This window comes from Hydrogenophaga sp. RAC07 (genome assembly GCF_001713375.1).
Classification (GTDB): Bacteria; Pseudomonadota; Gammaproteobacteria; order Burkholderiales; family Burkholderiaceae_C; genus Hydrogenophaga.
Window position 1 is genome coordinate 1,505,298 of the sequence record NZ_CP016449.1, and the last position, 25,230, is coordinate 1,530,527.

At 65.1% G+C, this 25,230-nt stretch carries 25 protein-coding genes and 1 pseudogene; 19 read left to right on the forward strand and 7 right to left on the reverse strand.

Translation table 11 applies throughout. The features are described 5' to 3' along the window. Positions 1–6: 6 nt before the first annotated feature. A pseudogene (locus BSY239_RS22805) lies at positions 7–1,097 on the reverse strand (IS3 family transposase); the annotation flags it as partial. 84 nt (positions 1,098–1,181) lie between these two features. Then, the gene (locus BSY239_RS07070; protein WP_069046223.1) at positions 1,182–1,487 is read right to left on the reverse strand and encodes a c-type cytochrome; all 306 of its coding nucleotides are present in this window, start codon (positions 1,485–1,487) and stop codon (positions 1,182–1,184) included. Positions 1,488–1,611: 124 nt separating this feature from the next. Here BSY239_RS07070 and BSY239_RS07075 point away from each other — a divergent pair, with 124 nt between their 5' ends. Then, complete coding sequence (locus BSY239_RS07075) at positions 1,612–1,857, forward strand: TIGR04438 family Trp-rich protein (RefSeq protein WP_069046224.1); 246 nt, start codon at positions 1,612–1,614, stop codon at positions 1,855–1,857. 6 nt (positions 1,858–1,863) lie between these two features. Here BSY239_RS07075 and ilvD read toward each other — a convergent pair whose 3' ends face one another. Continuing rightward, a complete protein-coding gene (gene ilvD, locus BSY239_RS07080; protein WP_069046225.1) occupies positions 1,864–3,570 on the reverse strand; it encodes a dihydroxy-acid dehydratase in 1,707 nt (568 codons plus the stop codon). Positions 3,571–3,668: 98 nt separating this feature from the next. On the opposite strand from ilvD, the gene BSY239_RS07085 reads away from it, so the two are divergent. From BSY239_RS07085 to BSY239_RS07115, 7 genes are all read left to right on the forward strand, one after another. Continuing rightward, positions 3,669–4,589, forward strand: a complete 921-nt coding sequence (locus tag BSY239_RS07085; RefSeq protein ID WP_069046226.1) for a LysR family transcriptional regulator — start codon at positions 3,669–3,671, stop codon at positions 4,587–4,589. A gap of 4 nt (positions 4,590–4,593) precedes the next feature. Next, positions 4,594–5,394 (forward strand): prolipoprotein diacylglyceryl transferase, encoded by an 801-nt coding sequence (lgt, locus tag BSY239_RS07090; protein WP_069046227.1) that lies wholly within the window; start codon positions 4,594–4,596, stop codon positions 5,392–5,394. A gap of 217 nt (positions 5,395–5,611) precedes the next feature. Then, positions 5,612–6,280 carry a GntR family transcriptional regulator gene (locus BSY239_RS07095; RefSeq protein WP_069046228.1) on the forward strand — a complete coding sequence of 223 codons (669 nt, stop codon included), beginning with the start codon at positions 5,612–5,614 and terminating at the stop codon, positions 6,278–6,280. After that, the gene (locus tag BSY239_RS07100; RefSeq protein ID WP_069046229.1) at positions 6,277–7,605 is read left to right on the forward strand and encodes a malonyl-CoA decarboxylase; all 1,329 of its coding nucleotides are present in this window, start codon (positions 6,277–6,279) and stop codon (positions 7,603–7,605) included. Before BSY239_RS07095 ends, BSY239_RS07100 begins: the two co-directional genes overlap by 4 nt. Positions 7,606–7,640: 35 nt before the next feature. After that, positions 7,641–8,633, forward strand: coding sequence for a Bug family tripartite tricarboxylate transporter substrate binding protein (locus BSY239_RS07105; RefSeq protein ID WP_069046230.1), 993 nt, complete (start codon positions 7,641–7,643; stop codon positions 8,631–8,633). 4 nt (positions 8,634–8,637) lie between these two features. Then, complete coding sequence (locus BSY239_RS07110) at positions 8,638–9,408, forward strand: enoyl-CoA hydratase/isomerase family protein (protein WP_069046231.1); 771 nt, start codon at positions 8,638–8,640, stop codon at positions 9,406–9,408. 32 nt (positions 9,409–9,440) lie between these two features. Beyond that, complete coding sequence (locus BSY239_RS07115) at positions 9,441–10,982, forward strand: malonate--CoA ligase (RefSeq protein ID WP_069046232.1); 1,542 nt, start codon at positions 9,441–9,443, stop codon at positions 10,980–10,982. A 306-nt stretch (positions 10,983–11,288) separates the two neighbouring features. Here BSY239_RS07115 and BSY239_RS07120 read toward each other — a convergent pair whose 3' ends face one another. Both BSY239_RS07120 and BSY239_RS07125 read right to left on the reverse strand, forming a co-directional pair. After that, positions 11,289–12,656 carry an MATE family efflux transporter gene (locus BSY239_RS07120; RefSeq protein ID WP_156775430.1) on the reverse strand — a complete coding sequence of 456 codons (1,368 nt, stop codon included), beginning with the start codon at positions 12,654–12,656 and terminating at the stop codon, positions 11,289–11,291. 66 nt (positions 12,657–12,722) lie between these two features. Then, complete coding sequence (locus BSY239_RS07125; RefSeq protein WP_069046234.1) at positions 12,723–13,166, reverse strand: universal stress protein; 444 nt, start codon at positions 13,164–13,166, stop codon at positions 12,723–12,725. A 79-nt stretch (positions 13,167–13,245) separates the two neighbouring features. On the opposite strand from BSY239_RS07125, the gene BSY239_RS07130 reads away from it, so the two are divergent. The 9 genes from BSY239_RS07130 to BSY239_RS07170 all read left to right on the forward strand — a co-directional run bounded on the left by BSY239_RS07130 (position 13,246) and on the right by BSY239_RS07170 (position 21,115). Beyond that, positions 13,246–15,639, forward strand: coding sequence for a heavy metal translocating P-type ATPase (locus tag BSY239_RS07130; RefSeq protein WP_236944152.1), 2,394 nt, complete (start codon positions 13,246–13,248; stop codon positions 15,637–15,639). Positions 15,640–15,681: 42 nt separating this feature from the next. Beyond that, positions 15,682–15,819: a cbb3-type cytochrome oxidase assembly protein CcoS gene (ccoS, locus tag BSY239_RS07135; RefSeq protein WP_069046235.1), complete on the forward strand. Its 138-nt coding sequence runs from the start codon at positions 15,682–15,684 to the stop codon at positions 15,817–15,819. 78 nt (positions 15,820–15,897) lie between these two features. Further along, positions 15,898–17,343: a cytochrome-c oxidase, cbb3-type subunit I gene (gene ccoN, locus BSY239_RS07140; protein ID WP_172823083.1), complete on the forward strand. Its 1,446-nt coding sequence runs from the start codon at positions 15,898–15,900 to the stop codon at positions 17,341–17,343. Between the two features lie 10 nt (positions 17,344–17,353). Beyond that, the gene (ccoO, locus tag BSY239_RS07145; protein WP_069046236.1) at positions 17,354–17,980 is read left to right on the forward strand and encodes a cytochrome-c oxidase, cbb3-type subunit II; all 627 of its coding nucleotides are present in this window, start codon (positions 17,354–17,356) and stop codon (positions 17,978–17,980) included. Between the two features lie 16 nt (positions 17,981–17,996). Next, entirely contained in the window at positions 17,997–18,134 is a 138-nt protein-coding gene (locus BSY239_RS07150; RefSeq protein WP_069046237.1) for a cbb3-type cytochrome oxidase subunit 3, read from the forward strand. 33 nt (positions 18,135–18,167) lie between these two features. Next, on the forward strand, positions 18,168–19,085 hold the full coding sequence (gene ccoP / locus BSY239_RS07155) for a cytochrome-c oxidase, cbb3-type subunit III (protein WP_069046238.1): 918 nt from the start codon (positions 18,168–18,170) through the stop codon (positions 19,083–19,085). 6 nt (positions 19,086–19,091) lie between these two features. Continuing rightward, a complete protein-coding gene (gene ccoG / locus BSY239_RS07160) occupies positions 19,092–20,543 on the forward strand; it encodes a cytochrome c oxidase accessory protein CcoG (RefSeq protein WP_069046239.1) in 1,452 nt (483 codons plus the stop codon). Between the two features lie 25 nt (positions 20,544–20,568). Then, positions 20,569–20,853, forward strand: coding sequence for a hypothetical protein (locus tag BSY239_RS07165; RefSeq protein ID WP_069046240.1), 285 nt, complete (start codon positions 20,569–20,571; stop codon positions 20,851–20,853). Positions 20,854–20,884: 31 nt separating this feature from the next. After that, entirely contained in the window at positions 20,885–21,115 is a 231-nt protein-coding gene (locus BSY239_RS07170) for a hypothetical protein (RefSeq protein WP_069046241.1), read from the forward strand. 112 nt (positions 21,116–21,227) lie between these two features. Here the strand turns inward: BSY239_RS07170 and fnr are convergent, their stop codons facing one another. Then, on the reverse strand, positions 21,228–21,947 hold the full coding sequence (fnr, locus tag BSY239_RS07175) for a fumarate/nitrate reduction transcriptional regulator Fnr (RefSeq protein ID WP_069046242.1): 720 nt from the start codon (positions 21,945–21,947) through the stop codon (positions 21,228–21,230). A 151-nt stretch (positions 21,948–22,098) separates the two neighbouring features. Between fnr and hemN the strand changes: the two genes are divergently transcribed. Both hemN and BSY239_RS07185 read left to right on the forward strand, forming a co-directional pair. Next, positions 22,099–23,478, forward strand: coding sequence for an oxygen-independent coproporphyrinogen III oxidase (gene hemN, locus BSY239_RS07180; protein WP_069046243.1), 1,380 nt, complete (start codon positions 22,099–22,101; stop codon positions 23,476–23,478). Between the two features lie 3 nt (positions 23,479–23,481). Further along, positions 23,482–24,153: a sulfite exporter TauE/SafE family protein gene (locus BSY239_RS07185; RefSeq protein ID WP_069046244.1), complete on the forward strand. Its 672-nt coding sequence runs from the start codon at positions 23,482–23,484 to the stop codon at positions 24,151–24,153. Position 24,154: 1 nt separating this feature from the next. On the opposite strand, the gene BSY239_RS07190 is transcribed toward BSY239_RS07185, so the two are convergent. Continuing rightward, positions 24,155–25,126 carry a DMT family transporter gene (locus BSY239_RS07190; protein ID WP_083239853.1) on the reverse strand — a complete coding sequence of 324 codons (972 nt, stop codon included), beginning with the start codon at positions 25,124–25,126 and terminating at the stop codon, positions 24,155–24,157. Between the last annotated feature and the right edge of the window lie 104 nt (positions 25,127–25,230).

Here is a 25,230-nt window from a genome sequence, read left to right on the forward strand (position 1 = left end):
TCCGCCCTGCCAGCCCTGATCGGAGTGAAGCAGCGGCGAATCTTGGTCTGAGAGCCGGGCCAGCGCTTTCTTCAGCATGCGCCCCACCAGCGCGAAGACAGGGCGCTCAAGCATCTCGTAGGCCACAATTTCCCCGTTGTAGAGGTCCATCACCGGGGACAGGTAGAGCTTGTTGCCCCCGACATTGAATTCGGTCACATCAGTCACCCATTTCTGGTTTGCTCCGTTGGCCTCGAATTGGCGATTCAGCAAATTGGGAGCGGCGGCGATCTGTCCACGGTAGGAGCGGTACTTCTTGGGTCGCACCAGAGATTTCAGGCCAAGAGCCTGCATCAGACGCTGAACAGTCTTGTGGTTGATGACCTCGCCTGCATGGCAAAGAGCAGCAGTGATGCGCCGATATCCGTATCGGCCCTTGTGGCGCTCGTAGATGGCACGGATGCGCGTCTTCAGCCCAGCGTACCTGTCGCCGGCTTCAAGCACTTTGGCCTGGTAGTAGAACGTGCTGCGCGACAGCCCTGCGGCCTTGAGCAGCGCGGGTAACGGGTGGTCCTGCCTCAGTCCGATCACGGCTTGCGCTTTTTCTGCGCAGCTTGCCGATTCACTCGAACCAAGGCATCCAATTTTTTTAGGTACGCCACCTCCGCGCGCAGATGTTCGTTTTCCTTGCGCAGCGCGTCCAGCGTGCTTACGTCGTTGGCATGTGGTGGCGGGGGATCGGGTGGCTTGGGCGCTGTCATCAACTTCGGGCCGCGTCGTCGTTTGGGCTTGAGGGCGTCTATACCGCCCTCATGATACTGACGCTCCCAGCCCGATACGACGCCATGCCCACCGCGTATATCGAACAATGCAGTCACCTGGCGGCAGGAAAGCTCCTCTCGCCACATCCGGCACAGCACGTTCATCTTGAACTGCTCGTCGTAGTGGCTGAACTTCTTGCGCAGCCCTTCCACTCCATGAAGGCGATACCCCTCGACCCAGCGGCGCACTGTCCCGTGGTCCAGCCCATATCGCAAGGCTATCGTTCGCGCGCCTGAAGACTCAGAAAGATATTGCTGTACCACTTCGAGCTTGAAGCTCTCATCGTGTCTCGCCATGAAAAACACCCCAAAGGTTGGATTGATGTCCAACTTTTGGGGTGCAGTTCACTCCAGCGGGTTTTTTGTTGGCAGAAGCAGAGCTTACTTCTGGCTCAGAACCCAGGCGGCCAGCTTCTTGGCGTCGGCTTCGCTCACCTGCGTGTTCGCGGGCATGGGGATTGCGCCCCACACGCCCGAACCGCCTTTGACGATCTTGACAGCCAGTGCGTCGACGGCCTTGGCATCGCCCGCGTACTTCTTGGCCACGTCCTTGTACGACGGGCCGACCAGTTTCTTGTCCACCGCGTGACAGGCCATGCAGTTCTTGCTCTTGGCCAGGGCTTCGTCGGCGAAAGCGGGAGCGGCCAGCGTGGTCATGGCGGCCATAATCAAGAGAGCGCGTTTCATGGGGTTGTCCTTGTGAGTGAATGCAGGGGTCAGCACAGGCTGGATTTTAGCGAGGGCGGGGGCCGATGAAACGAACGCTTACAGATTCTTGCCCCACTTTGTCGGACCTTTACTGGAGCGTGTGATGTATTTGCTGATCCTGGGCGTGATCCTGATGCTGATGAAGTACCTCGACGTGGAGGTCATGGCCAACGTCTCGTGGTGGTGGGTGTTGTCCCCGTTTGCGCTGGCCGTGGCCTGGTGGGCCTGGGCCGACAGCACGGGCTACACCAAGCGGCGCGAGATGGACAAGATGGACAAGCGAAAACAGGACCGCATCGACAAACAGCGCGAGAACCTCGGCATCAAGACCAAGCGTCGCTCGCGCTGAAGCCCGTCAATAGTTGTCCAGTACGGCACCCTTGCTGGCGCTGGACGCGTTGAAGGCGAACTTGGCCTGCACGCCGCGCGTGTAGCGCGGAGCCGGTGCCGTCCAGGCGGCGCGGCGCTTTTCGATCTCCGCTTGCGGCACGTTGAGTTCGAGCAGCAGTTTGTGCGCGTCGATGGTGATGCTGTCGCCCTCGTTCACAAACGCGATCGTGCCGCCGGCTGCTGCTTCAGGCGCCACGTGGCCCACCACCATGCCCCAGGTGCCGCCGCTGAAGCGGCCATCGGTGATCAGGCCCACGCTTTCGCCCAGCCCGGCGCCAATCAGTGCTCCGGTGGGCGCCAGCATTTCGGGCATGCCCGGGCCGCCCTTGGGGCCAAGGTAACGCAGCACCATCACGTCGCCCGCCTTGATCTTGCCGTCCAGGATGGCCTGCAGGGCGGACTGCTCGTCGTCGAACACGCGTGCCGGGCCGGTCATCACCGGGTTCTTCAGGCCGGTGATCTTGGCCACCGCACCTTCGGGGCTGAGGTTGCCCTTGAGGATGGCGAGATGCCCGTGTTCGTACATGGGTTTGTCGATCGGGCGGATCACGTCCTGGTCGGCGCGCGGTGCATCGGGCACGTCCTTGAGCACCTCGGCAATCGTCTGACCGCTGATGGTCAGGCAGTCACCGTGCAGCAGGCCGGCGTTCAGCAGCACCTTCATCACTTGCGGAATGCCGCCGGCCTTGTGCAGGTCGACCGCGAGGTACCTGCCGCTGGGTTTCAGGTCGCACAGCACCGGCGTTTTCTGGCGCACGCGCTCGAAGTCGTCGATGGTCCACTCGACATCGGCCGCGTGGGCAATGGCCAGGAAGTGCAACACCGCGTTGGTGGAGCCACCCGTGGCCATGATCACCGCTACCGCGTTCTCGATCGCCTTCTTGGTCACGATGTCGCGCGGCTTGATGTCTTTCTTGATGGCTTCGATCAGCACCTTGGCCGACTCTTTCGCCGAGTTCATCTTCTCGTCGTGCGGGTTGGCCATGGTGCTGGAGTAGGGCAGCGAGATGCCCAGCGCCTCGAACGCCGACGACATGGTGTTGGCGGTGTACATGCCGCCGCACGAGCCCGTGCCGGGAATGGCGCGCATCTCGATCTCGCGCAGGTCTTCGTCGCTCAGGTTGCCGGCCGCGTTCTGGCCCACGGCCTCGAACACGCTGACGATGTTGAGATCCTGGCCCTTCCAGTGACCCGGCAGGATGGTGCCGCCGTACACGTAGATGGCCGGTACGTTGGCGCGCAGCATGCCCATCAGGCCGCCGGGCATGTTCTTGTCGCAGCCACCGACCACCACCACGCCGTCCATCCACTGACCGCCGACACAGGTCTCGATGCAGTCGGAGATGACCTCGCGGCTCACCAGCGAGTACTTCATGCCTTCGGTGCCCATGGCCATGCCGTCGGAGATGGTCGGCGTGCCGAACACCTGCGCGTTGCCACCGGCTTCCTCGATACCCGCGATCGCCGCGTCGGCCAGCTTCTGCAGGCCCGAGTTGCACGGCGTGATCGTGCTGTGGCCGTTGGCCACACCGACCATGGGTTTGACGAAGTCGCCTTCCTCGTAGCCCATGGCGTAGTACATGGAGCGGTTGGGTGCGCGCGACTTGCCCTGCGTGATGTTCGCGCTGCGGCTGTTGATGGGTTTGATCGGGATGGTTTTGCTGTCGGCCATGGGCTTGTCTCGTGGGGTGGGGAAAAGAGCGCCAAGTATGCGGCAGCCCCCGCCCGCTTTCCAATTGCTTTGGGGCAGGTGTTTGATACGCTCGGCGTATGAATGAGGTATCCAGATCGCTGCGCATTGAATTGCGCCAGTGGCGCCAGTTTGTCGCCTTGGCGGAAGAACTGCACTTCGGCCGCGCCGCCGCGCGCCTGCACATCACCCAGCCGCCGCTGACCCAGGCCATCGCGGGCTTGGAGGCTGCGCTGGGTGCGCGGTTGTTCGAACGCAACCAGCGCAGCGTGCAGATCACGCCGGCAGGTGCGGCCTTGTTGCCCGAGGTGCGCGAGTTGCTCGCCCGAGCGCAGGCCCTGCCCGAGCTCGCCCGCGCCGCCGCGGCGGGTGAACTGGGGCGCCTGCGGCTGGCCTTCGTGTCCACGGTCGGTTTTGATCTGCTGCCCCGCTGGGTGCGCGCCTTTCGCGAGCAGTGGCCGCAGGTGTCGCTGGAGCTGATCGAGGCGACGGGAGATGTGCAGCTGGAGATGCTCGCGCGTGGCGAGGTGGACGCCGGCTTTGTGCTGCACTCGCCCGGCTTCATCGCCCCGGGCCTGGCACAGGCGCTGATCGCCAGCGAGCCGCTCTTGGTGGCACTGCCCGAATCACACCCGTTGGCGGCCGAGGAACGACCCATGCTGCGTGAACTCCTGGCCGAGCCGCTGGTGATCTTTCCCCGGCGCATCCTGCCGTCGCTGTTCGACGCGATTTTTGGGCTCTACAACGCGGCCGGGCGCGTGCCGCAGGTGTCGCAAGAGGCCATCCAGATGCAGACCATCGTGAACCTGGTGTCGGCCGGGCTCGGCATGGCCTGGGTGCCGCAGAGCGTGCGGCAGTTCCAGCGGCCTGGCGTGGTGTACCGCGCGGTGGGCTGGCCCAGGGGCCGGGCGGTGCCTGCGTGCGAGACCAGTCTGGTCTGGAGGTCGGGCGCGGTGAGCCCGGCGCTCGCCCATTTCATCAGCTTCGCGAAGGCACAATAGTCCGATGCTCCAACACCCCCAAATCGACCCCGTTGCCTTGCAGCTCGGCCCCCTGGCCATCCACTGGTACGGCCTCACGTACCTCGCGGCCTTCGGCCTCTTCATGTGGCTGGCCAACCTGCGCTTGCGCCACCAGCCCTTTGCCGGCATCACCAACCCGCCGTGGACGCGGCGCGACGTGGAAGACATCCTGTTCCTCGGCGTGCTGGGTGTGGTGGCGGGCGGGCGCATCGGTTACTGCCTGTTCTACAAGCCGGCGTATTACCTGGCCAATCCGCTGGAGGTGTTTGCCATCTGGCAGGGCGGCATGAGTTTTCATGGTGGCCTGATCGGCGTGATGCTGGCGATGGTCTGGTACGCGCACAGCCGCAAACGCCCCTTCATGGAAGTCATGGACTTCGTGGCGCCGTGCGTGCCCACCGGACTGGCTGCCGGGCGCGCGGGCAACTTCATCAACGGTGAACTCTGGGGCCGCGTGGCCGATCCGTCCTTGCCCTGGGGCATGGTGTTTCGGGGCGCGGGTGACCTGCCGCGCCACCCTTCGCAGGTGTACCAGTTCCTGCTGGAGGGCCTGCTGCTCTTCGTGCTGCTGTGGCTCTATGCGCGCAAGCCGCGCGCGCGTGGCCAGGTGTCGGCCGTATTCCTCATGGGCTACGGTGTGTTCCGTTTCATCGCCGAGTATTTCCGCGAGCCCGACGCCCACCTGGGTCTGCTCTCGCTGGGCATGAGCATGGGGCAGTGGCTGTGTGTGCCCATGATCGGCGCGGGCGCCTTCATGTGGTGGTGGTACGGCCGGCGGAGCTAGGGAAGCTGCCCCCACGCTCCACCGCTTCGCGGGTTGCTGCCCCAGGAAGGGGAGGGCACCGTCCTTCCCGGTTCCTTGGGGCTGAACCTCCTGGGGGCGGACCGGCGGCGGATCTGATCGCCACTCATCGCCTGCAAGGGTAATTCCCCGGTACGAACCGCCGGGGATTTTTTATGATTCTGCGTAATTACAGATCATTACGAACAGATTCCCACCCATGCGACTGGTGCTCAACTCCCTGCACGACGAAGTGGCCGCCAAGCTGCGCGAGCGCATCTTCGACGGCGTGCTGGCGCCCGGCAGCTTCATCGACGAGTTGGGTCTCTGCGGTGAATGGGCCATCTCGCGCACGCCGCTGCGCGAGGCGCTCAAGGTGCTGGCCGCCGAAGGGCTGGTGCGCCACGAGCCGCGGCGCGGGTGTTTCGTCAACCAGATCACCGAGCGCGACCTCGACGAGATCTTTCCCGTGATTGCCTTGCTCGAAGGCCGTTGTGCGTTCGAAGCCGCGAGCAACGCCACCGACGCCGATCTGGTGACGCTGGAGCAGATGCACGACCGCCTGAACCGTTGTGCCAAAAACCGCCGCATCAACGACTATTACCAGGCCAACTTCGCCATCCACGAAGCCATCATCACCCTGGCCAACAACCGCTGGCTGGCGCAGGTGATCGGCGACCTGCGCAAGATCGTCAAGCTGGCCCGCTTGCAGCAACTGCACGCGCCGGGCCGGCTCGACCAGAGCCTGTCCGAGCACATGGCGGTGTTTGCCGCCATCAAGGCGCGCGACGCCGAAGGCGCCGAGGCCGCCATGCGCACCCATCTCACGCGCCAGCGCGTGGCCTTGCGCGAGCTCGCGCGCAGCAACACGTCGAGGATCACCGCATGAACACCGCGCAATGGCTGGAAAAGGGCGCTTCCATGCTGCGCCCCAGTGGCAAGGCGGGGGTGCGCTCCACCCAGGAAAGGCTCAAGGGCGCGCTGCGCCACGATGACGAGGCCATGTCGCCGCGCCAGTTGCGACGCCTGCTCGATCAGCTCAAGGGCATCGTCGATCCCTTGCTCAGCGAAGTGGAGGGCGGCAGCCGCGCGCAGTCCCTGATGGCCTGGTATGCCAAGGCCACGCCACCCGAGCGGCGCGACCTGTGGCTGCTCATGAGCGAGCAGTTCGTGGCCGATGCCGAGCAGATCAAGTCCGCCCAGGCCCAGTTTGCCGCCGCCGTGGGTACGCCGGACGAAGCCGCGGCCGAGGTGCTGTACCGGCGTGCCACCGTGTCGCCGCGCCGGCGCATCCTGCAGCGTTTCAGCGCGCACCCCGAAGGCATCCGTTTTCTGGTCGATGTGCGCGCCGAGATGCAGCCCCACCTCAAGGCCGACAAGCGCCTGCACGCGCTCGACGTGGAGATGGAGTACATGTTCTCCACCTGGTTCGACGTGGGCTTTCTGGAGCTGCGTCGCATCAGCTGGGATTCACCCGCATCGCTGGTGGAAAAGCTCATCAAGTACGAGGCCGTGCACGACATCCGCAGCTGGGCCGATGTGAAAAACCGGCTCGACGGTGACCGCCGTTGCTACGGCTTTTTCCACCCACGCCTGCCCGAGGAGCCCTTGATCTTCGTGGAGGTCGCACTCATGAACGAGATCGCGGACTGCATCACGCCGCTGCTGGACGAAGAGGCCGCTCCGGTCGACATCAGCAAGGCCACCACCGCCATCTTCTATTCGATCAGCAACACGCAGAACGGACTGCGTGGCGTGAGTTTTGGCGATTCGCTCATCAAGCGCGTGGTCGAGACCCTGCACCAGGAATTTCCCAAGCTCAAGGTGTTCGTCACGCTCTCGCCCATACCGGGCCTGCGCAGCTGGCTCAACAAACATGCACCGGCCGAATTGCTCAAGAGCTGGGAGAACCTGGAGCAGCTCACCGAGGCCGCGCCCGAGCGCAAGGCGCTGCTGGGCTGGGCTGCGCGTTACCTGGGCAAGGAAATGCAGGGCGGCAAGCCGCTGGACCCGGTTGCCCGTTTCCACCTGGGCAACGGTGCCCGTGTGGAGCGGCTGAATTGGGGCGGTGATCCGTCCAACAAAGGTTCCAAACAATCCTACGGTTTGATGGTCAATTACCTCTATGACCTTAAACGCCTGGAGAAACACCGCGCCTGGCTGGCGCAGGGAAAGATCCCGATAGCCGCAGCGATCGAAGACCTGTACCTTTGACGCTGCTTTTTTCACAACCACAGGAGACAAACTACATGACCGACAACTTCAACCGCAGGGATGTTCTGCGCGCCGCCGTCGCAGGTGCAGCCGTTTTCGGAACCGGCACTGCGTCCTACGCGCAGTCCACCTGGCCCACCAAGCCGGTGACCATGATCGTGCCGTTCCCCGCCGGTGGCGGCACCGACGCGTTTGCCCGTCCCATGGCCGCGCAGTTCACACGCCTGGCCGGCAAGAGCCTGGTGATCGACAACCGTGGCGGCGCTGGTGGCACGCTGGGCGCCGGCATTGCGGCCAAGGCCTCGCCCGACGGCTACACCCTCTTCATGGGTGCGGTGCACCACACCATCGCCCCGAGCATGTATCCCCGTCTCGACTACAACATCGAGACCGATCTGATCCCGTTGATCCTGGTGGCCAGCGTGCCGCAGGTGCTGGTGGTCAACCCCAAGAACATCCCGGGCGCAGGCTTCAAGGAATTCATGGCGCAGGTCAAGGCCAACCCCGGCAAGCTCAACTACGGTTCGGCCGGTGGCGGCACATCGCACCACCTCGCGGGCGAACTGTTCAAGCAGCAGTCCAACACCTTCATCACCCACATCCCCTACCGTGGCGCAGGCCCCGCGCTCAACGACCTGATCGCTGGCCAGGTCGACATGATGTTCGACGGTCTGGGTTCATCCGCGGCCCACATCAAGGGTGGCCGCATCAAGGCACTGATGGTTTCAGGCCCCAAGCGCAACGCGGCGTTCCCCGACGTGCCATGCGCCGCCGAACTCGGCATGCCTGAATACAACGTGACCACCTGGTACGGCGTGTGGGCGCCCAAGGGCACGCCGGCCGATGCACAGGCCCGTGCGATCGAAGAGATCCGCAAGGCGGTAAGCACCGACGAAGCCAAGGCCGTCTGGGCCAACCAGGGCGCCGAGTTCGCCAACGTGAGCGGTCCGCAGTTCGACACCTTCGTCAAGGCAGAAATCCGCAAATGGGCGGCGGTGGTCAAGGCCTCTGGCGCCAAGCTGGACTGATCACTTGACCTCCGTCACCGGCCGGGTCCACCTGGCCCTGCATGGTCAGGTGGCCCAGGTCATCCTGTCGCATCCCGGGAAGTTCAACGCCATGTCGCGCGCGATGTGGCGTGAGCTCAAGGACGCGTTCGTGGAGCTGCAAGGCCGAAGTGACGTGCGCTGCGTGATCGTGGCGGGCGAGGGCGGTCACTTCTGCGCCGGTGGCGACATCGCCGAGTACCCCGACTTCCGATTCGATGAGGCCGCCTTGCGCGGCTTTCATGAAGACGAGGTGTGGGGCGGCCTGAGCGCCATGCTCGCCTGTGACCTACCGCTTCTCGCGCAGATCGAGGGCAACTGCATGGGTGCGGGCGTCGAGATTGCGAGCTGTTGCGACATCCGCGTGGCGGGCAGTGGCGCGCGCTTTGGTGCGCCGATTGCCAAGCTGGGGTTTCCCATGGCGCCGCGTGAGGCCGCTCTGGTGGCCCGCGAGGCGGGTACCGCCACCGCGCGCGAAATGCTGCTGGAAGCGGCGGTGTTTGACGCCACCGACATGAAGGCGCGCGGTTTTCTCAACACCGTCCTGCCCGACGGCACGCTGACCCCTGCCGTGCTGGCTCGCGCCCAGCGCATCTGTGCTTTGTCGCCCCAGGCCGCGCGCCTGAACAAACAAGCTCTGCGGACCACGCAGGGCGCCATGCCCGCCACGGGCGAAGGTGCTTACCGGTACGCCGACAGTCCGGATCACCGCGAAGGCATCGCGGCCTTCATGTCCAAACGCGCTGCCGTTTTCTGATTTTTTTGTCACACCACTTTGTTGACCAGACCATGAGCAACTCCAACCTCTTTGCCGCCCTGCGCGCGGCGTTTCCGCAAGACCTCGACCGAGTGGCCATCGAGACCGACGATGGTCTGAAATACTCCTGGCGCGACCTCGACCGCGCCTCGGCCATGGTGGCCAACCTGCTGGATTCGCTGGCGCTGCCAACCGCCTCGCGCGTGGCCGTGCAGGTGGAGAAATCGGTCGAAGCGCTGGTGTTGTACCTGGCCACACTGCGCGCCGGCCATGTGTTCCTGCCGCTCAACACCGCCTACCAGAGCGCCGAGATCGAGTACTTCATCGGCAACGCCGAACCCGCCGTGGTGGTGTGCAGCCCGGGCCAGTTCGGCTGGGTCAGCAAGATCGCCTTCACCGCCGGCACCCGCCATGTGTTCACGCTGGGCGACGACCGCACCGGCAGCCTGCTGGAACGCGCGAGCCACATGAGCGACCGGCACACGCCCGCCGCGCGGTCAGACGACGATCTCGCCGCCATTCTGTACACCAGCGGCACCACCGGTCGCAGCAAGGGCGCCATGCTCACGCACGGCAACCTGCGCAGCAACGCCGAGGTGCTCAAGACCTACTGGGGCTGGCAGCCCGACGACGTGCTCATCCACGCGCTGCCGATCTTCCACGTGCACGGCCTCTTCGTGGCCCTGCACGGCGCACTGATCAATGGCAGCAAGATGTTCTGGATGTCGAAGTTCGACCCCAAGCTGGCGATTGCCAAGTTCTCCGAGGCCACGGTGTTCATGGGCGTGCCCACGCTCTACACCCGCATGCTGGCCGAGCCCACGCTGTCCAAAGAGCAGGCGGCTCACATGCGCCTGTTCATCTCGGGCTCGGCGCCACTGCTGATCGAAACCTTCAACGAATGGAAAGAGCGCACCGGCCACACCATCCTGGAGCGTTACGGCATGAGCGAAACCGCGATGCTGACGTCCAACCCCTGCACGGCCGACGCGCGCCACGGTGGCGCCACCGAGCGGCGTGGTGGCACGGTGGGGTTCCCGTTGCCGGGTGTGGAGTTGCGGGTGATGGGCGACGATGGAAAACCGGTGCAGCCGGGTGAGATTGGCGGCATCCAGGTGCGTGGGCCCAACATCTTCAAGGGCTACTGGCGCATGCCGGAGAAGACGGCCGAAGAGTTCACCGCCGACGGCTTCTTCAAGACCGGCGACGTGGGCCGAGTTGACGATCGTGGCTACGTGAACATCGTGGGCCGCAGCAAGGACCTGATCATTTCGGGTGGCTACAACGTGTACCCGGCCGAGATCGAGGGCTACATCAACGAGATGCCGGGTGTGGTCGAGAGTGCGGTGATCGGTGTGCCGCATCCGGACTTTGGCGAGGTGGGTGTGGCGCTGTTGATTGCCAAGCCGGGCGCGCAGGTGGACGCCGCTCAGGTGCTGGCTTCGTTGAAGTCCCGTCTGGCGAACTTCAAGATTCCCAAGCGCTGTTTTGTGGTGAACGAGTTGCCGCGGAACACGATGGGCAAGGTTCAGAAGAATTTGCTGCGTGAAGAGCACAAGGGCTTGTTTGCCTGAGCTTCTGTTGGCGTTGGCTGGCTCCGGTCTTCTGCGACCGGGTTGACCGGCTCCGCGAATGTCCCCCGAGGCGGCTTTGCCGCCTCTCCTCCTTTACTTCGCTGCGCCGGTCAGCCCGGTCGCATAGGACCTTGTTGACGTGCGAAAGGCCTGTTGACAGTGGCGCGCAAGGGAGCTGGCCGCTCGCGGGCGTGGGTGCGCTGCGCAGCGAAGTAAAGGAGGAGGGGCCGCAGGACCCGGGGGACATTCGCGGAGCAGCGCACCCCACGTCCGCGAGTCGAAGAAGCGCAGGCAATCAACAAAAAACTAAGGCGGAGCGAGAACAGAAAAGGTGGCCTCCCGCTCCAACCGCTTGAGCACCCGCCGACTCAACCACAAGCCCACCACCCCGAACACCACCACCCCCAGCCCGTACCCCGCCAACACCCCACGCGCACCGAACCACTGCGCACCGATCCAGATGAAAGGCGCCACCCCCAGCGTGGCGCGGCCCCAGTTGAGGGCCGTGGAGTAGAAGGCAAATCCGAGGTTGTTGAAGGCTGCATTGGCCACGAACAGCGCGCCGTTGAAGAAAAAGCTGCCCGCCACGAACACACAGAAAAACACGATGAGCTCGCGCGCTTCCCCCTGCGCCCCGAACGCGGTGGCGATGAAACCACTGCCCAGCGCCATCAGCAGCCACACCACCAACACATAAACCAGCGTCACCTTCAAACTGTCGCGCACCGTGCTGCGCAGGCGATCGAAGCGGCGCGCACCGAGGTTCTGGCCCAGGATCGGGCCCACCGAACCCGAGAGGGCGAACAAGGCCACGAAGGCCACCGGAATCAGGCGCACGATCACCGCCCAGCCCGCCACCGCGTTGTCGCCGAAGGGCGCGATCGCTGCGGTCACGAAGGCGTTGCCCACCGGTGTGGCGACCTGGGTCAGCACCGCCGGCACACCGATGGCCAGGAACGGCCTGAGGGTGTTGCGCAGCACCGAAGCATTTGGCCAGGCAAAAAGCCCGTGCACGCGCAGCAGCGCGTGCAGTCCGATCACGGCCATGGAGCAGCGCGCCAGCACCGTGGCCACGGCCGCACCGTCCAGCCCCCAGCCCAGGCCGAGGATGAGCAGCGGGTCGAGCACAGCCGAGACCGCGCCGGCGCCCAGCGTGACGTACATCGCCCGGCGGGCGTCACCGAGCGAGCGCAGCAGCGCCGCCAGGCACATGCCCAGGCCCAGCGGCACAGCCGAGGGCAACACCCATTGCGTGAATCCCAGGGCCAGTGTGGCGGTGTCGCCCGTGGCGCCGAGCAGGGCGAGCAGCCTGGCGAGCCACGGGTACACCAGGGCGACCGCGCCGCCCATGAACACGGCCATGAGCACGAGGGAAGCGCCTGCGATCACCTTGGCCGCGTCGCGCTCGCCGCGCCCCAGCGCACGCGAAGCCAGCGCCGTGGCCGCGATCGACAGGCCGATGGCCAGGGAGGTGAGGAAGAACAGCAACGTACCCGCGTAGCCCACGGCGGCGGCCAGCTCCTTTTCGCCCAGCTGCGAGATGTAGAACAGGTTGAGCACGTCCACGAAAAAAACCGCCGCCAGCCCGATGGAGCCGGTGGCGGTCATTCCGATGACGTGTCTGAGCGTGGAGCCGGTGACGAACTTCGGGTCGGCGTGGGATGAGGGTGGCATGCAAGGTGGGCGTGGTGGCGCGCCACTCTACACCGGGCCTCTGCGCCCTGTGAGACCGGGGTCAAGTCAGCGCAGGACCAGCACCGGCGTGTGCGAGTGCGTCAGCACCTGTTGGGTCTCGCTGCCCAGCAGCAGGCGCTTCAAGCCACGGCGACCGTGCGATGCCATCACGATGAGGTCGCACTTGTTGCGTTTGGCCGTGGCGATGATGGCTTCGGCAATCAGGTCCGACTTCACGGTGACCGGCTTGACCTTGACCTCGCGCAGTTGCCCAGCCGACTTCACCGCGTTCACCGCCGTCAGCGCTTCCTCGTTCCACTGCGCTTCGATCCGCGCAATCTCGGCGGCAGCCAGGGCCACGCCGCCTTCAAAGTAGGTTTGTGGATAACGAGGCACCACCTTGAGGGCCACGACTTCGGCGCCGGTGAGATCGGCCAGGTTGATGGCGTGTTCCACCGCCATCGTCGAGAGTTTGGATCCGTCGGTGGCGACCAGAATGCGCTTGTACATGGCTTGCTCCTTCAAGGTTGTTGTTCGAGCCCGCAGGGTAGCGCAGCTGGCCGGCTTGTGGTTGACTTGGATCAAGCCCATGAAGCAAGACCCCGATTACGCTCAAGCCATGAACCAGGCCGTTGCCACGCTCCCGGTGCGGCCCCCGCTTGCCGACCCCGATTCCGTACCGTCGGCCCCCAGCTGGCTGGGCGACCACCGGGGCCCGCTCACCGTCACCGACAACTTTGCGGTGCTCGACGATCCGGTGGAGCAGGAGACCTTCACCCAGCGCATTGAACAGCCCGATGGTGATCTCGCCGAATCGGTATTGATGGTGCAGGGCATGTATTGCGCCGCCTGCGCCGACACGGTGGAGTCGGCCCTGCAAGGCCTGCCCGGCGTGCAGCAGGCCCGGGTGCACGCGGCCACACGCCGGCTGACGCTGCGCTGGGACCCGTCAGCCACGCGCATGTCGAGCCTGGCGCAGGTGGTGGGCGAGCGTGGCTACCGGCTGCTGCCCATGCAACAGGCGCTGGGCATCAGCGAGCGACTGCGCGAAACACGGCAGGGTTTGTGGCGCCTGTTTGTCGCGGGCTTCTGCATGATGCAGGTGATGATGTACGCGTGGCCGGCGTATGTGACCGAGCCGGGCGAGATCCCGGCCGACATCGACCAGTTGCTGCGCTGGGCCAGCTGGGTGATCAGCCTGCCGGTGGTGTTTTTTGCCAGCGGCCCCTTTTTCGAGAGTGCCTGGCGCGACCTCAAGCACGGCCGTGTGGGCATGGACACGCCGGTGTCCATCGGCATCCTCGTCACTTTCCTGGTGAGCTCGGCCGCGACCTTCGACCCCACGGGACCCTGGGGTGCCGAGGTCTGGTTCGACTCGTTGACCATGTTCGTGTTTTTCCTGCTCGGCGGGCGCTACCTCGAGTTCAAGGCGCGCGACCGCACGGCAGGCGCGCTCGACAGTCTGATGAACCGGCTCCCCGAGGTCTGCGAACGCGAGACCGCCCAGGGCCTGGAGACGGTGTCCGTGCGCCGGCTGGTGGTGGGCGACGTGGTTCGGGTGCAGGCGGGCCAGGCCTTTGCGGCCGACGGTGAACTGCTGAGCGAGCGCGCCACGGTGGACGAGGCGCTGCTCACCGGCGAATCGCGCCCGGTCACACGCGAGCAAGGGCAGGGCGTGGTGGCGGGCAGCTTCAATCTGGGTGGTCCCGTGCGCATGCGCGTGATGCAGGTGGGGCGCGACACGCGCTTTGCCCAGATCGTCAAACTGATGGAACAGGCTTCCACCGAGAAGCCCCGCCTGGCCATCCTGGCCGACCGGATCGCGGCGCCGTTTCTGTTGCTGGTGTTGCTGGCAGCGGCGGTGGCCGGGGTGTACTGGTGGCAGATCGACCACACGCGCGCACTCGCAGTGGCGGTGGCCGTGCTCATCGTCACCTGCCCGTGTGCGCTCTCGCTGGCCACGCCGGCGGCCATGCTCAGTTCGGCCGGGGCGCTGGCGCGCCGCGGGGTTCTGGTGCGACGGCTGCAGGCCTTCGAGGTGCTGGCGGGCATCAACGCGGTGGTGTTCGACAAGACCGGCACGCTCACCCACGACCGTCTGGTGTTGCGCGAAGTCGCCACGCGCGCCGGGGTGGGCCGCGATCGTGCGCTGGCCCTGGCCGGCGCACTGGCCGCCGGCTCGCTCCACCCGGTGTCCCGTGCGCTGGCGCAGCATTCCACAGGGCAGCAGCTGGTGGATGTGCGCGAGGTGGCGGGGCAGGGCATGCAGGCACGCCTGCCCGACGGCACCGGGGTGCGGCTGGGCTCGGCCGCGTTCTGCGGGGCGCCCCTGGCCGATGCGATTGAAGACGCGCCGCGCGCGCACCTGAGCGACGACCATGGCTGGATGGCCAGCTTCACGCTGGAAGAAGGCCTGCGCGACGACGCGCGCGAGGCGGTGCTTGCGCTGCGTGCGCTGGGCGTGCGCACCTGGCTGCTCTCGGGTGACAGGGCAAGCGCCGCCGAAGCCGTGGGGCAGGCGGTGGGGGTGGACCACGTGATCGCCGGTGCCACGCCCGAACAGAAGCTGGATGAGGTCACCCGCTTGCAGGCGCAGGGTCTCACCATCGCGATGGTGGGCGACGGGCTCAACGACGGACCGGTGCTCGCGCGCGCCGACACCTCGTTTGCGCTCGGCCATGCCGCGCCACTGGCGCAGGCCCAGTCCGACTACGTGATCCAGGGCGGGCAGGTCATGGATGTGGTGCACACACTCACCCAGGCCCGGGCCACGCTGCGTGTGGTGCGGCAGAACCTCATCTGGGCGGCCGCCTACAACGTGGTCGCCGTGCCGCTGGCGCTGGTGGGGTGGATGCCGCCCTGGCTGGCCGGCCTGGGCATGGCGGGCAGCTCGCTGCTGGTGATCGGCAACGCCTTGCGCCTGGCGGGGAAGACCCCAGCCTCCTCGTCGATCAATCCGGTTTCTGCGCCCGCATCGGCGTAGCATGGCCTCGACCTCCTGGAACACTTCGCGAGCCCGACTTTCATGGACATCCTCTACCTGCTGATTCCCCTGTCCGTGCTGATCGTGTTCGGAATCATCGGCGTGTTCTGGTGGGCGCTGCAGTCGGGGCAGTTCGACAACATCGAGCGCGAAGGTGAGCGGATTCTCAAAAGCGATTGAGTCCGCTTGATGTAGGTCAAGGCGCCGGGCTCCATCGCACAAGACACTTCAACGAGTGACATTTGCGAGGAGTTCTGTATGTCCGTGACAAACCAGGCCAGCCCATCGGCGGTCTACAACGACAAAGTGGTGCGGCAATTCACCATCATGACGGTGGTGTGGGGGGTGGTGGGGATGCTGGTGGGCGTGATCATTGCCGCCCAGCTCACCTGGCCCGAGCTCAACCTGGGCATTGAATGGTTGTCTTACGGGCGCTTGCGCCCGCTGCACACCAACGCGGTGATCTTCGCCTTCGGTGGTTGCGGCCTGTTCGCCGCGAGTTACTACGTGGTGCAACGCACCTGCCAGACGCGGATCTTTTCCGACGGTCTGGCGGCCTTCACCTTCTGGGGCTGGCAACTGGTGATCGTGCTGGCGGCCATCACGCTGCCGCTGGGTCTCACCTCGGGCAAGGAATACGCCGAACTCGAGTGGCCGATCGACCTGCTGATCGCGGTGGTCTGGGTGGCCTACGCGGTGGTGTTCTTCGGCACCATCGGCAAACGCAAGGTGCGCCACATCTACGTGGCCAACTGGTTCTTCGGTGCTTTCATCCTGGCCGTGGCCATGCTGCACATCGTCAACAGCGCGGCACTGCCGGTGGACGGCTTCAAGTCTTACTCCGCTTATGCCGGTGTGCAGGACGCCATGGTGCAGTGGTGGTACGGCCACAACGCGGTGGGCTTCTTCCTCACCGCCGGCTTCCTCGGGATGATGTATTACTTCATTCCCAAGCAGGCCGAGCGCCCCGTGTATTCGTATCGCCTGTCGATCGTGCACTTCTGGGCGCTGATCTTCACCTACATGTGGGCCGGCCCGCACCACCTGCACTACACCGCCCTGCCCGACTGGACACAATCGGTGGGCATGGTGTTCTCGCTCATCCTGCTCGCGCCCAGCTGGGGCGGCATGATCAACGGCATCATGACGCTCTCGGGCGCCTGGCACAAACTGCGCGACGACCCGATCCTGCGATTCCTGATCGTCTCGCTCTCGTTCTACGGCATGTCGACCTTCGAAGGTCCGATGATGTCGATCAAGACGGTCAATGCCCTGAGCCACTACACCGACTGGACCGTGGGCCATGTGCACAGCGGCGCCCTGGGCTGGGTGGGTCTGGTGACCATGGGATCCATGTACTACCTGATCCCGCGCCTCTATGGCCAGAAGAAGATGTACTCGGTGCCCGCCATCGAGATCCACTTCTGGGTCGCCACCATCGGCATCGTGCTCTACATCGCGGCCATGTGGATTGCCGGTGTGATGCAGGGCCTGATGTGGCGCTCGATCAACCCCGACGGCAGCCTGACCTACACCTTCGTGGAGTCCGTCAAGGCCACCTATCCCTTCTACGTGATCCGCCTGCTCGGTGGCCTGCTGTACCTCGGCGGCATGCTGGTCATGGCATGGAACACCTTCATGACGGTCAGGAACGGCCAGGTGCCCGAAGTGCGCATTCCCGCCATCAACCCTGCCCACGCCTGAGGACAACAACATGGCCAACCAAGACAAGCCCCAGGGTTTCACGCACGAGCGGATCGAGACCAACAACTTTCTGATGATTGTGCTCATCGTGCTGGTGATCGCGGTCGGTGGACTGGTGGAGATTGTTCCGCTGTTTTTCCAGAAGTCCACCACCCAGCCGGTGGAGGGCCTCAAGCCCTACACCGCGCTGCAGATCGTCGGACGCGACATTTACGTGCGCGAGGGTTGCTACAACTGCCACTCGCAAATGATCCGGCCGCTGCAGGCCGAGACGCTGCGCTATGGCCACTATTCGCTGGCCGGTGAGTTCGTGTACGACCGGCCCTTCCAGTGGGGCAGCAAGCGCACCGGGCCCGACCTGCACCGGGTGGGCGGACGCTACAGCGACGAATGGCACCGCGTGCACCTGACCAACCCGCGAGACCTGGTGCCCGAGTCGAACATGCCGGCCTACCCATGGCTGGAAAAGAAAACCGTGAACGAGGGCAGTGTGCCGCGGCGCATGGAGGTGCTGCGCACCCTGGGCGCGCCCTACACCGATGAAGAGATCGCAGCGGCCCCCGCCGACGTGAAGGGCAAGACCGAGCTCGACGCGCTGGTGGCCTACCTGCAGGTGCTCGGCACCGCGATCAAGTGAACCCACGGAGGACACCATGGACATCAACGACCTGCGCAGCATCGTCACCCTGGTCAGCCTGCTGACCTTCCTGGGCATCGTGGCCTGGGCTTGGTCCAAGCGCAACAAGGACCGCTTCGAGGAAGCGGCCCAGTTGCCCTTCCAGGACGAGTGAACCCCGCGAACCTGTCAGAACAAGAGAAACATCATGAGTGATTTCACCAGCGAATTCTGGTCCTGGTACGTGGCCGGGCTGACCCTGGTCAGCATCCTGGCCTGCGCGGTCCTGCTCTGGATCAGTGGCACCACCAAGGTCAAGGCACGCGCCGACAACACCACCGGTCATGTGTGGGACGAAGACTTGCAGGAGATGAACAACCCGCTGCCACGCTGGTGGGTGTACCTGTTCATCATCACCGTGATCTTCGCGCTCGTTTACGGTGTGCTGTACCCGACTTTCGGCAAATACGAAGGCGTTCTGGGCTGGTCTTCGCAAGGTCAGCACCAGGCCGAGGTGGACAAGATGCAGCAAGACATTGCGCCCATCTACGCCCGCTTCAACGGTCTCTCGCCCGAACAACTCGCAGGTGACGCACCCGCCATGGCGGTGGGTGAGCGGCTGTACATGAACAACTGCGCACAGTGCCACGGTTCGGACGCCCGCGGTGCCCGCACCTTCCCAAACCTCACCGACGGCGACTGGCTGCATGGCGGCGAACCGGCCGCGATCAAGACCACGCTGACGCAAGGACGCATCGGCATGATGCCGCCGCTGGCCGCCGCTGTGGGCACGCCGGATGACGTGCGCAACGTGGCGCACTATGTGCTCAGCCTCTCGGCCACGCCGCACGACTCGATTCGCGCTGCGCTCGGTCGCACCAAGTTCGCGGTCTGCGCCGCTTGCCACGGTGCGGACGGCAAAGGCAACACCGCACTGGGTGCGCCCAACCTCACCGACGGCATCTGGCTGCACGGCTGGGGTGAAGAGGCCATCGTGCGCGCCGTGACCAACGGCATCACCAACCAGATGCCGGCACAGGCGGGCAAACTCAACGCCGACCAGATCCACGTGTTGACCGCGTATGTCTGGGGAATGTCGAACAAACCCGCGGCCGCGGCGAACTGAGTCCGTTTGAAACCACCCGTGTCCACCACCAAGCCCTCCGCCACCGTCATCCCCATCGTGCCCGCCGCAGTGGACGATGAAGCGATGGTGTCGCTGTACGCGGCCAGCCAGAAGATCCACCCGCGCTCGGTTTCGGGCGTGTTCTCCAACTGGCGCTGGCTCATGGTGTGGATCACGCAGATCGTCTTTTACGGTCTGCCCTGGCTGGAGTGGAACGCACGCCAGGCGGTGCTGTTCGATCTCGAAGTTCGCCGCTTCTACATCTTCAGCCTGGTGCTGTACCCGCAGGACTTCATCTACCTCACGGGTCTGCTGGTCATTTCGGCGCTGTCGCTGTTCCTGTTCACCGCGGTGGCCGGGCGTCTGTGGTGCGGCTTTGCCTGCCCGCAAACGGTCTACACCGAAATCTTCCTGTGGATCGAGAAGAAGGTCGAGGGCGACCGCTCGGCCCGCCTGCGGCTGGACGCGGCCAACATGTCGGCCGCCAAGCTCGGCAAGCGGGTACTCAAGCAGGTACTGTGGATTGCATTTGCGCTCTGGACCGGCTTCACCTTCGTCGGCTACTTCACACCCATCCGCGAACTGGCTGCGCTCTCGCTGGCCGCGTCGCTCGGCCCCTGGCAGACCTTCTGGGTGTTCTTCTACGGCTTCGCCACGTATGGCAACGCCGGCTTTCTGCGCGAGCAGGTGTGCAAGTACATGTGCCCGTATGCGCGGTTCCAGAGCGCCATGTTCGACAAGGACACGATGATCGTGACCTACGACGAGAAGCGCGGCGAACCACGTGGCCCGCGCTCCAAAAAGGCCGACCCGGTGGCGCTGGGGCTGGGCTCCTGCATCGACTGCACCATGTGCGTGCAGGTCTGCCCCACCGGCATCGACATCCGCAAAGGTCTTCAGTACGAGTGCATCGGTTGCGCGGCCTGCGTGGACGTGTGCGACGACGTGATGGACAAGGTGGGCTACCCGCGCGGCCTCATCAAGTTCTCGACGCAGAACGGCATGCAGCAGGGCTGGGACACGAAACAGATGCTCAAGCGCGCCATGCGTCCGCGTGTGCTGGTGTATTCGGCGATTCTGCTCACCATCACGACAGCGGTGGGCGTGAGCCTCTACATGCGAACGCCGCTGCGCGTGGACGTGATGCGAGACCGCGGCTCCATGGCGCGCATGGTGGAGCAGGGCCGCATCGAGAACGTGTACCGACTGCAGATCATGAACGCGACCGAGGAGACGCAGCGTTATGCCATCAGCGTCTCGGGTCTGCCAGGCATCACGCTCGATCCGGTCACCGAGGTCGAGGTGTTGCCCACCGAGGTGCGATCGGCTGCGGTGCGGGTGCAGATCCCGCCCGGCACCGCGTCCACCGGCTCGCACCCGATCCAGTTCGAGATCCGTTCCACCGGCGACGAGGTGGCCCGCGTGACCGAGAAGGCCGCCTTCCTCGTGCCGCGCTGAACCCGCCGTATTTCAGGAGATTCCCATGAGTTCAAACAAAACTTCACCCGACACTGCAGCCGCCTGGTGGCGAACGCCACAGATGTGGCTGGTGGTGGGCGCGCCGCTGGTGGGCGTGGCGGCCAGCCTCACGGCCGCCTTCTTCGCCATCAACGGGGCCGATCCGGTGCTCAACAAGGCCGACTACCAGCGCGACTACAAGGCCGCCCATGCGCTGCAGGGTCAGGCGCGCATCGACGCGCTGGCCAAGCTGCAACCGGCCCACCAGGCGCGCAACAACGCGGCTTCACCGGTGATTCCGGCCGAGTGATTGGCCATCACAACAAGGGGGAGACCAGCCGATGTGGGGAAAACGCCTGATGGTGATTGCCTGGCCCGCCTTTCTGGTGGCGGCCGTGCTCGAGATGGTGGTGTTTGCGCTGGTCGACCCGAGCGACCTGCACTGGTTTGGCGCTCCGCTGGCGCTGTCGCGCGAGGCGGTCTACACACTGGCGTTTTTTGTGTTCTGGGCGCTGACGATGGCGTCGAGTGCGCTCACCACGCTGCTGAGCCTGCCGCCGTCCGAGCTCTGAGCGGCGTAGCGGGGAGCGGGGAGCGGGGTGCGCGATCCGGCGCCGGGCCGCCCCAAGCCGGATCAGCCCCCTCGGGGGGCAGCGACCCGCGCAGCGGCGGAGCGTGGGGGCCTCAAATGCACGTTTGAGGATTGACGATCTGGCGCAGTGCTTCCACGTTCTTGATGTGAACGTGGCGCTGCTTCACGTCGATGATGCCGTCCTCGGCGAACTTCGAGAACGTGCGGCTCACGGTCTCCAGCTTCATGCCCAAATAGCTGCCGATCTCTTCGCGCGTCATGCGCAGAACAAATTCGGACTGCGAGAAGCCGCGCGCATGCAGGCGCTGCACCAGGTTCAGCAGAAAGGCAGCCAGCCGCTCTTCGGCCCGCATGCTGCCCAGCAGCAGCATCACGCTGTGGTCGCGCACGATCTCGCGGCTCAGGATCTTGTGCACGTGGTGCTGCAGCGTGGTGAACTCGCGCGAAAGCTCTTCCACCTGGTCGAACGGCATGATGCAGACCTCGGCGTCTTCCAGTGCCACGGCGTCGCAGGAATGGTGGTCGCTCACGATGCCGTCCATGCCGATGATTTCGCCCGTCATCTGGAAGCCCGTCACCTGGTCGCGGCCATCGGCCGTGGTCACACAGGTCTTGAAGAAGCCCGAGCGCACGGCATAGAGCGACGTGAACTTGTCGCCCACGTTGAACAACGCCTGACCACGCTTGATGCGCTTGCGGGTGGAGATCACGCGGTCCAGCTTGACCATCTCGTCCGCGTTCAAACCCATGGGCAGGCAGAGTTCGCGAAGGTTGCAGCTGGAGCAGGCAACTTTGATCGTGTGGGCATCCATACAGAATCCGGGGAATGTGTGACAGGCCACAGCATACCCCCGTGGGGAGTCGATGGTGGTGTCTTGCGGATCATGCTGCGCTGCTTGATGAAGATCAAGGCCCGCGCGCGGGGCCTGTTGCACAGTGGCTCCCTAGATTGGGAGACACCCCTTGAGCCACACCATTTCCGACGATCTGCTGCGCCGTTTCGACATTCCCGGACCGCGCTACACCTCGTACCCCACAGCCGACCGGTTCGTTGAAGCCTTCACCGAGGACGACTACGTCCAGGCGCTGGAGCAGCGCAAGGCGGGCTCCATGGCGTTGCCGCTCTCGCTCTACGTGCACATACCTTTTTGCGAATCGGTCTGTTACTACTGCGCCTGCAACAAGGTGATCACCAAGCACCACGACCGCGCGGCCGAGTACTTGCGCTACCTGGCGCTGGAGGTCGAGTTGCAGGTGGCGCACGTGGGCCCCGGGCAACACGTGTCGCAGTTGCACCTGGGTGGCGGCACGCCGACTTTCCTGTCGGACGCCGAACTCGAAGACCTCATGAGCATGCTGCGCTCGCACTTCACGCTGGTGCCCGGCGGCGAATATTCGATCGAGGTGGACCCGCGCACCGTGACCGAAGAGCGCCTGCGCACGCTGGCGCGCTTGGGCTTCAACCGCCTGAGTTTCGGTGTGCAGGACTTCGATCCCACGGTGCAGAAGGCGGTGCACCGCATCCAGCCCGCCGAGCAGGTGTTTGCGCTGGTGGCCGCCGCGCGGCGCATCGGCTTCGAGTCCATCAACGTGGACCTGATCTACGGCCTGCCGCTGCAGACGCCCGAGTCGTTTGCGCGCACGCTCGCCCAGGTCAACGACCTGCGGCCCGACCGCATTGCGCTCTACGCCTACGCCCACTTGCCGTCGCGCTTCAAGCCGCAGCGGCGCATCATTGCCGCCGAACTGCCCAGCGGCGGCGCCAAACTGTCCATGCTTTCGGCCTCACTCGACGCCCTGCAGGACGCCGGCTACGTGTACGTGGGCATGGACCACTTTGCACTGCCCACCGACGCGCTGGCCGTGGCCAAGCGCCAGGGCCGGCTGCACCGCAACTTCCAGGGCTACAGCACCCAGCCCGACTGCGACCTGATCGCGCTCGGCGTCTCCGCCATCGGCCGCATCGGCGCCACCTACAGCCAGAACGCCAAGACGCTGGAGGAGTACCGGGACATGCTCGACCAGGGCCGCCTGCCCATCGTGCGTGGCCTGGCGCTCACGCGCGACGATCTGTTGCGCCGCGCGGTGATCATGTCCCTGATGTGCCAGGGCGAGCTGCAGTTCGAGTCGATCGAACTCGGACACCTGATCAACTTCCGGAAGCACTTTGCGCGAGAGCTTGAAGTGCTGGCGGGCCTGGCCGAGCACGGGCTGGTGCGTCTGGACGCCACGGGCGTGCAGGTCACCGAGGCCGGTTGGTACCTGGTGCGGGCGATCGCCATGGTGTTCGACAAGAATCTGCAGGTGGACATGGATCGGGCGCGGTTTTCGAAGATCATCTGATCCATGCAGACCTCGATGGCGATCACGGCCTTGTTCATGGGCGTGGTGGGTGGTCCCCACTGCGTGGCCATGTGCGGTGCCGCGTGCGCCGGCATCAGCCGCGCTGCGGGTGCGCGCAGCACCCAGGCCTTGTGGACCTTCCAGCTCAGCCGCATGGTCGGCTACGCTTTGTTCGGTGCGTTTGCCGCAGGCTCGGTGCAAGGGCTGGCCTGGCTGGGCACCAACACCACGGCGATCCGCCCGGTGTGGACCTCGTTCCACGTGGCCGCATTGTTGCTGGGTGTGGTGCTGATCTGGCGCGCACGCCAGCCCGCCTGGATCGAGACCCTGGGTCAGAACATCTGGCGCAAGGCGCGCCCGGTGCTGACCTCCATGGGTCAGCGCGCGCCGGTGGTGCTGGGCGTGGCATGGGCGCTCATGCCTTGCGGTTTGCTCTATTCGGCTCTGCTGGTGGCGTCACTCTCGGCCAACGCGCTGGAGGGCGCGGCGATCATGGCGCTGTTCTCCATCGGCACATCGATCTCCTTGACCGCCGCGCCCTGGCTGCTGCTGCGCCTGAACGGCGCGCGCTCCGGCTCCTGGGGCATTCGTCTGGCCGGCCTGGCGTTGGCCGCCACGTCCGGCTGGGCCTTGTGGATGGGCATCACACAGCCCACCGGTCTCTGGTGCCTTTGAATCAGGCTTGAGCGGGGCGACGCTGGGGCAGGGTGGCCAGCACGAGCCCGAGCAGCGCGATGCCGAAAGCAACCACCTGCAAGCTTGTCAGGCGCTCGCCCATGAACAGCACACCGATGGCCGCCGCGCTCACCGGCAGCATCACCGTGAACACCCCGGCCTGGGAGGCCGGGACCGTCTTCAAACCGGTCATCCACAGCCACACGGTCCACACACTGGCCGCCAGCGCGTAGAACACCAGCAGCGTCCAGATCGGCAAGCTCACCGTGCCGAAATCGAACGACCATGCGGCCCACAGCCCGAACGGCGTGACCAGCGCAAAGCCCCACAGATTGATGATGGCCGAGATGCGTTTGGGTCCAAGGCCTTCGGTGAGGCGCTTGCCGATCACCACGTAGGAGGCCTCGCACACCACCGCCGCGAACACCAGCAGATTGCCCAGCAGCGCGCGGCTGATGCCCAGCGGACCACTGCTGTCCACCGCCACGCCGGTGTCGACCTTCTGCAGCGAAAACAGGCCGATGCCGAGCGCCGCACACGCGATGCCGGCCGCGCTGCGCCAGCCGATGCGTTCGCGCAAAAAGATCCAGCTCAGCACGGCCACCACCGCCGGAATCGACGACATGACCACGCCGGCCGCCACCGCCGTGGTCATGCTCACGCCAAACAGCATGCAGATGGAGAACAGGAAGTTGCCCAGGAAGGATTCGAGGAACAGCAACCCGCGGGTGTGCGGCGTGATCGGCGGTTCGCCCGGCGGCTTCTTGAGCCAGCGCAACATGGCCAGCCCACCAATGCCGAAGCGCAACCAGGCCAGCAGGAAGATGGGAAACACGAGCACCAGCGGCTTGGACAGGGCCACGTAGCTGCCTACAAGGGACATGCTCAATGCGAGGCAGGCATAAGCCCACCAGCGGTTCAGGGGAGGGATGGGATTCACAAGATCGGCCGGTTCGAAAGTGGGCTGGATCATGCCCCAAGGCTCGGCGCCTTCACTTTTCGGAATGAGGTCACGTGATTCCGCAATACGAAATCATAGAATGCTGCGGTGCAGAAAAATTTCTTGATACAAGAAAA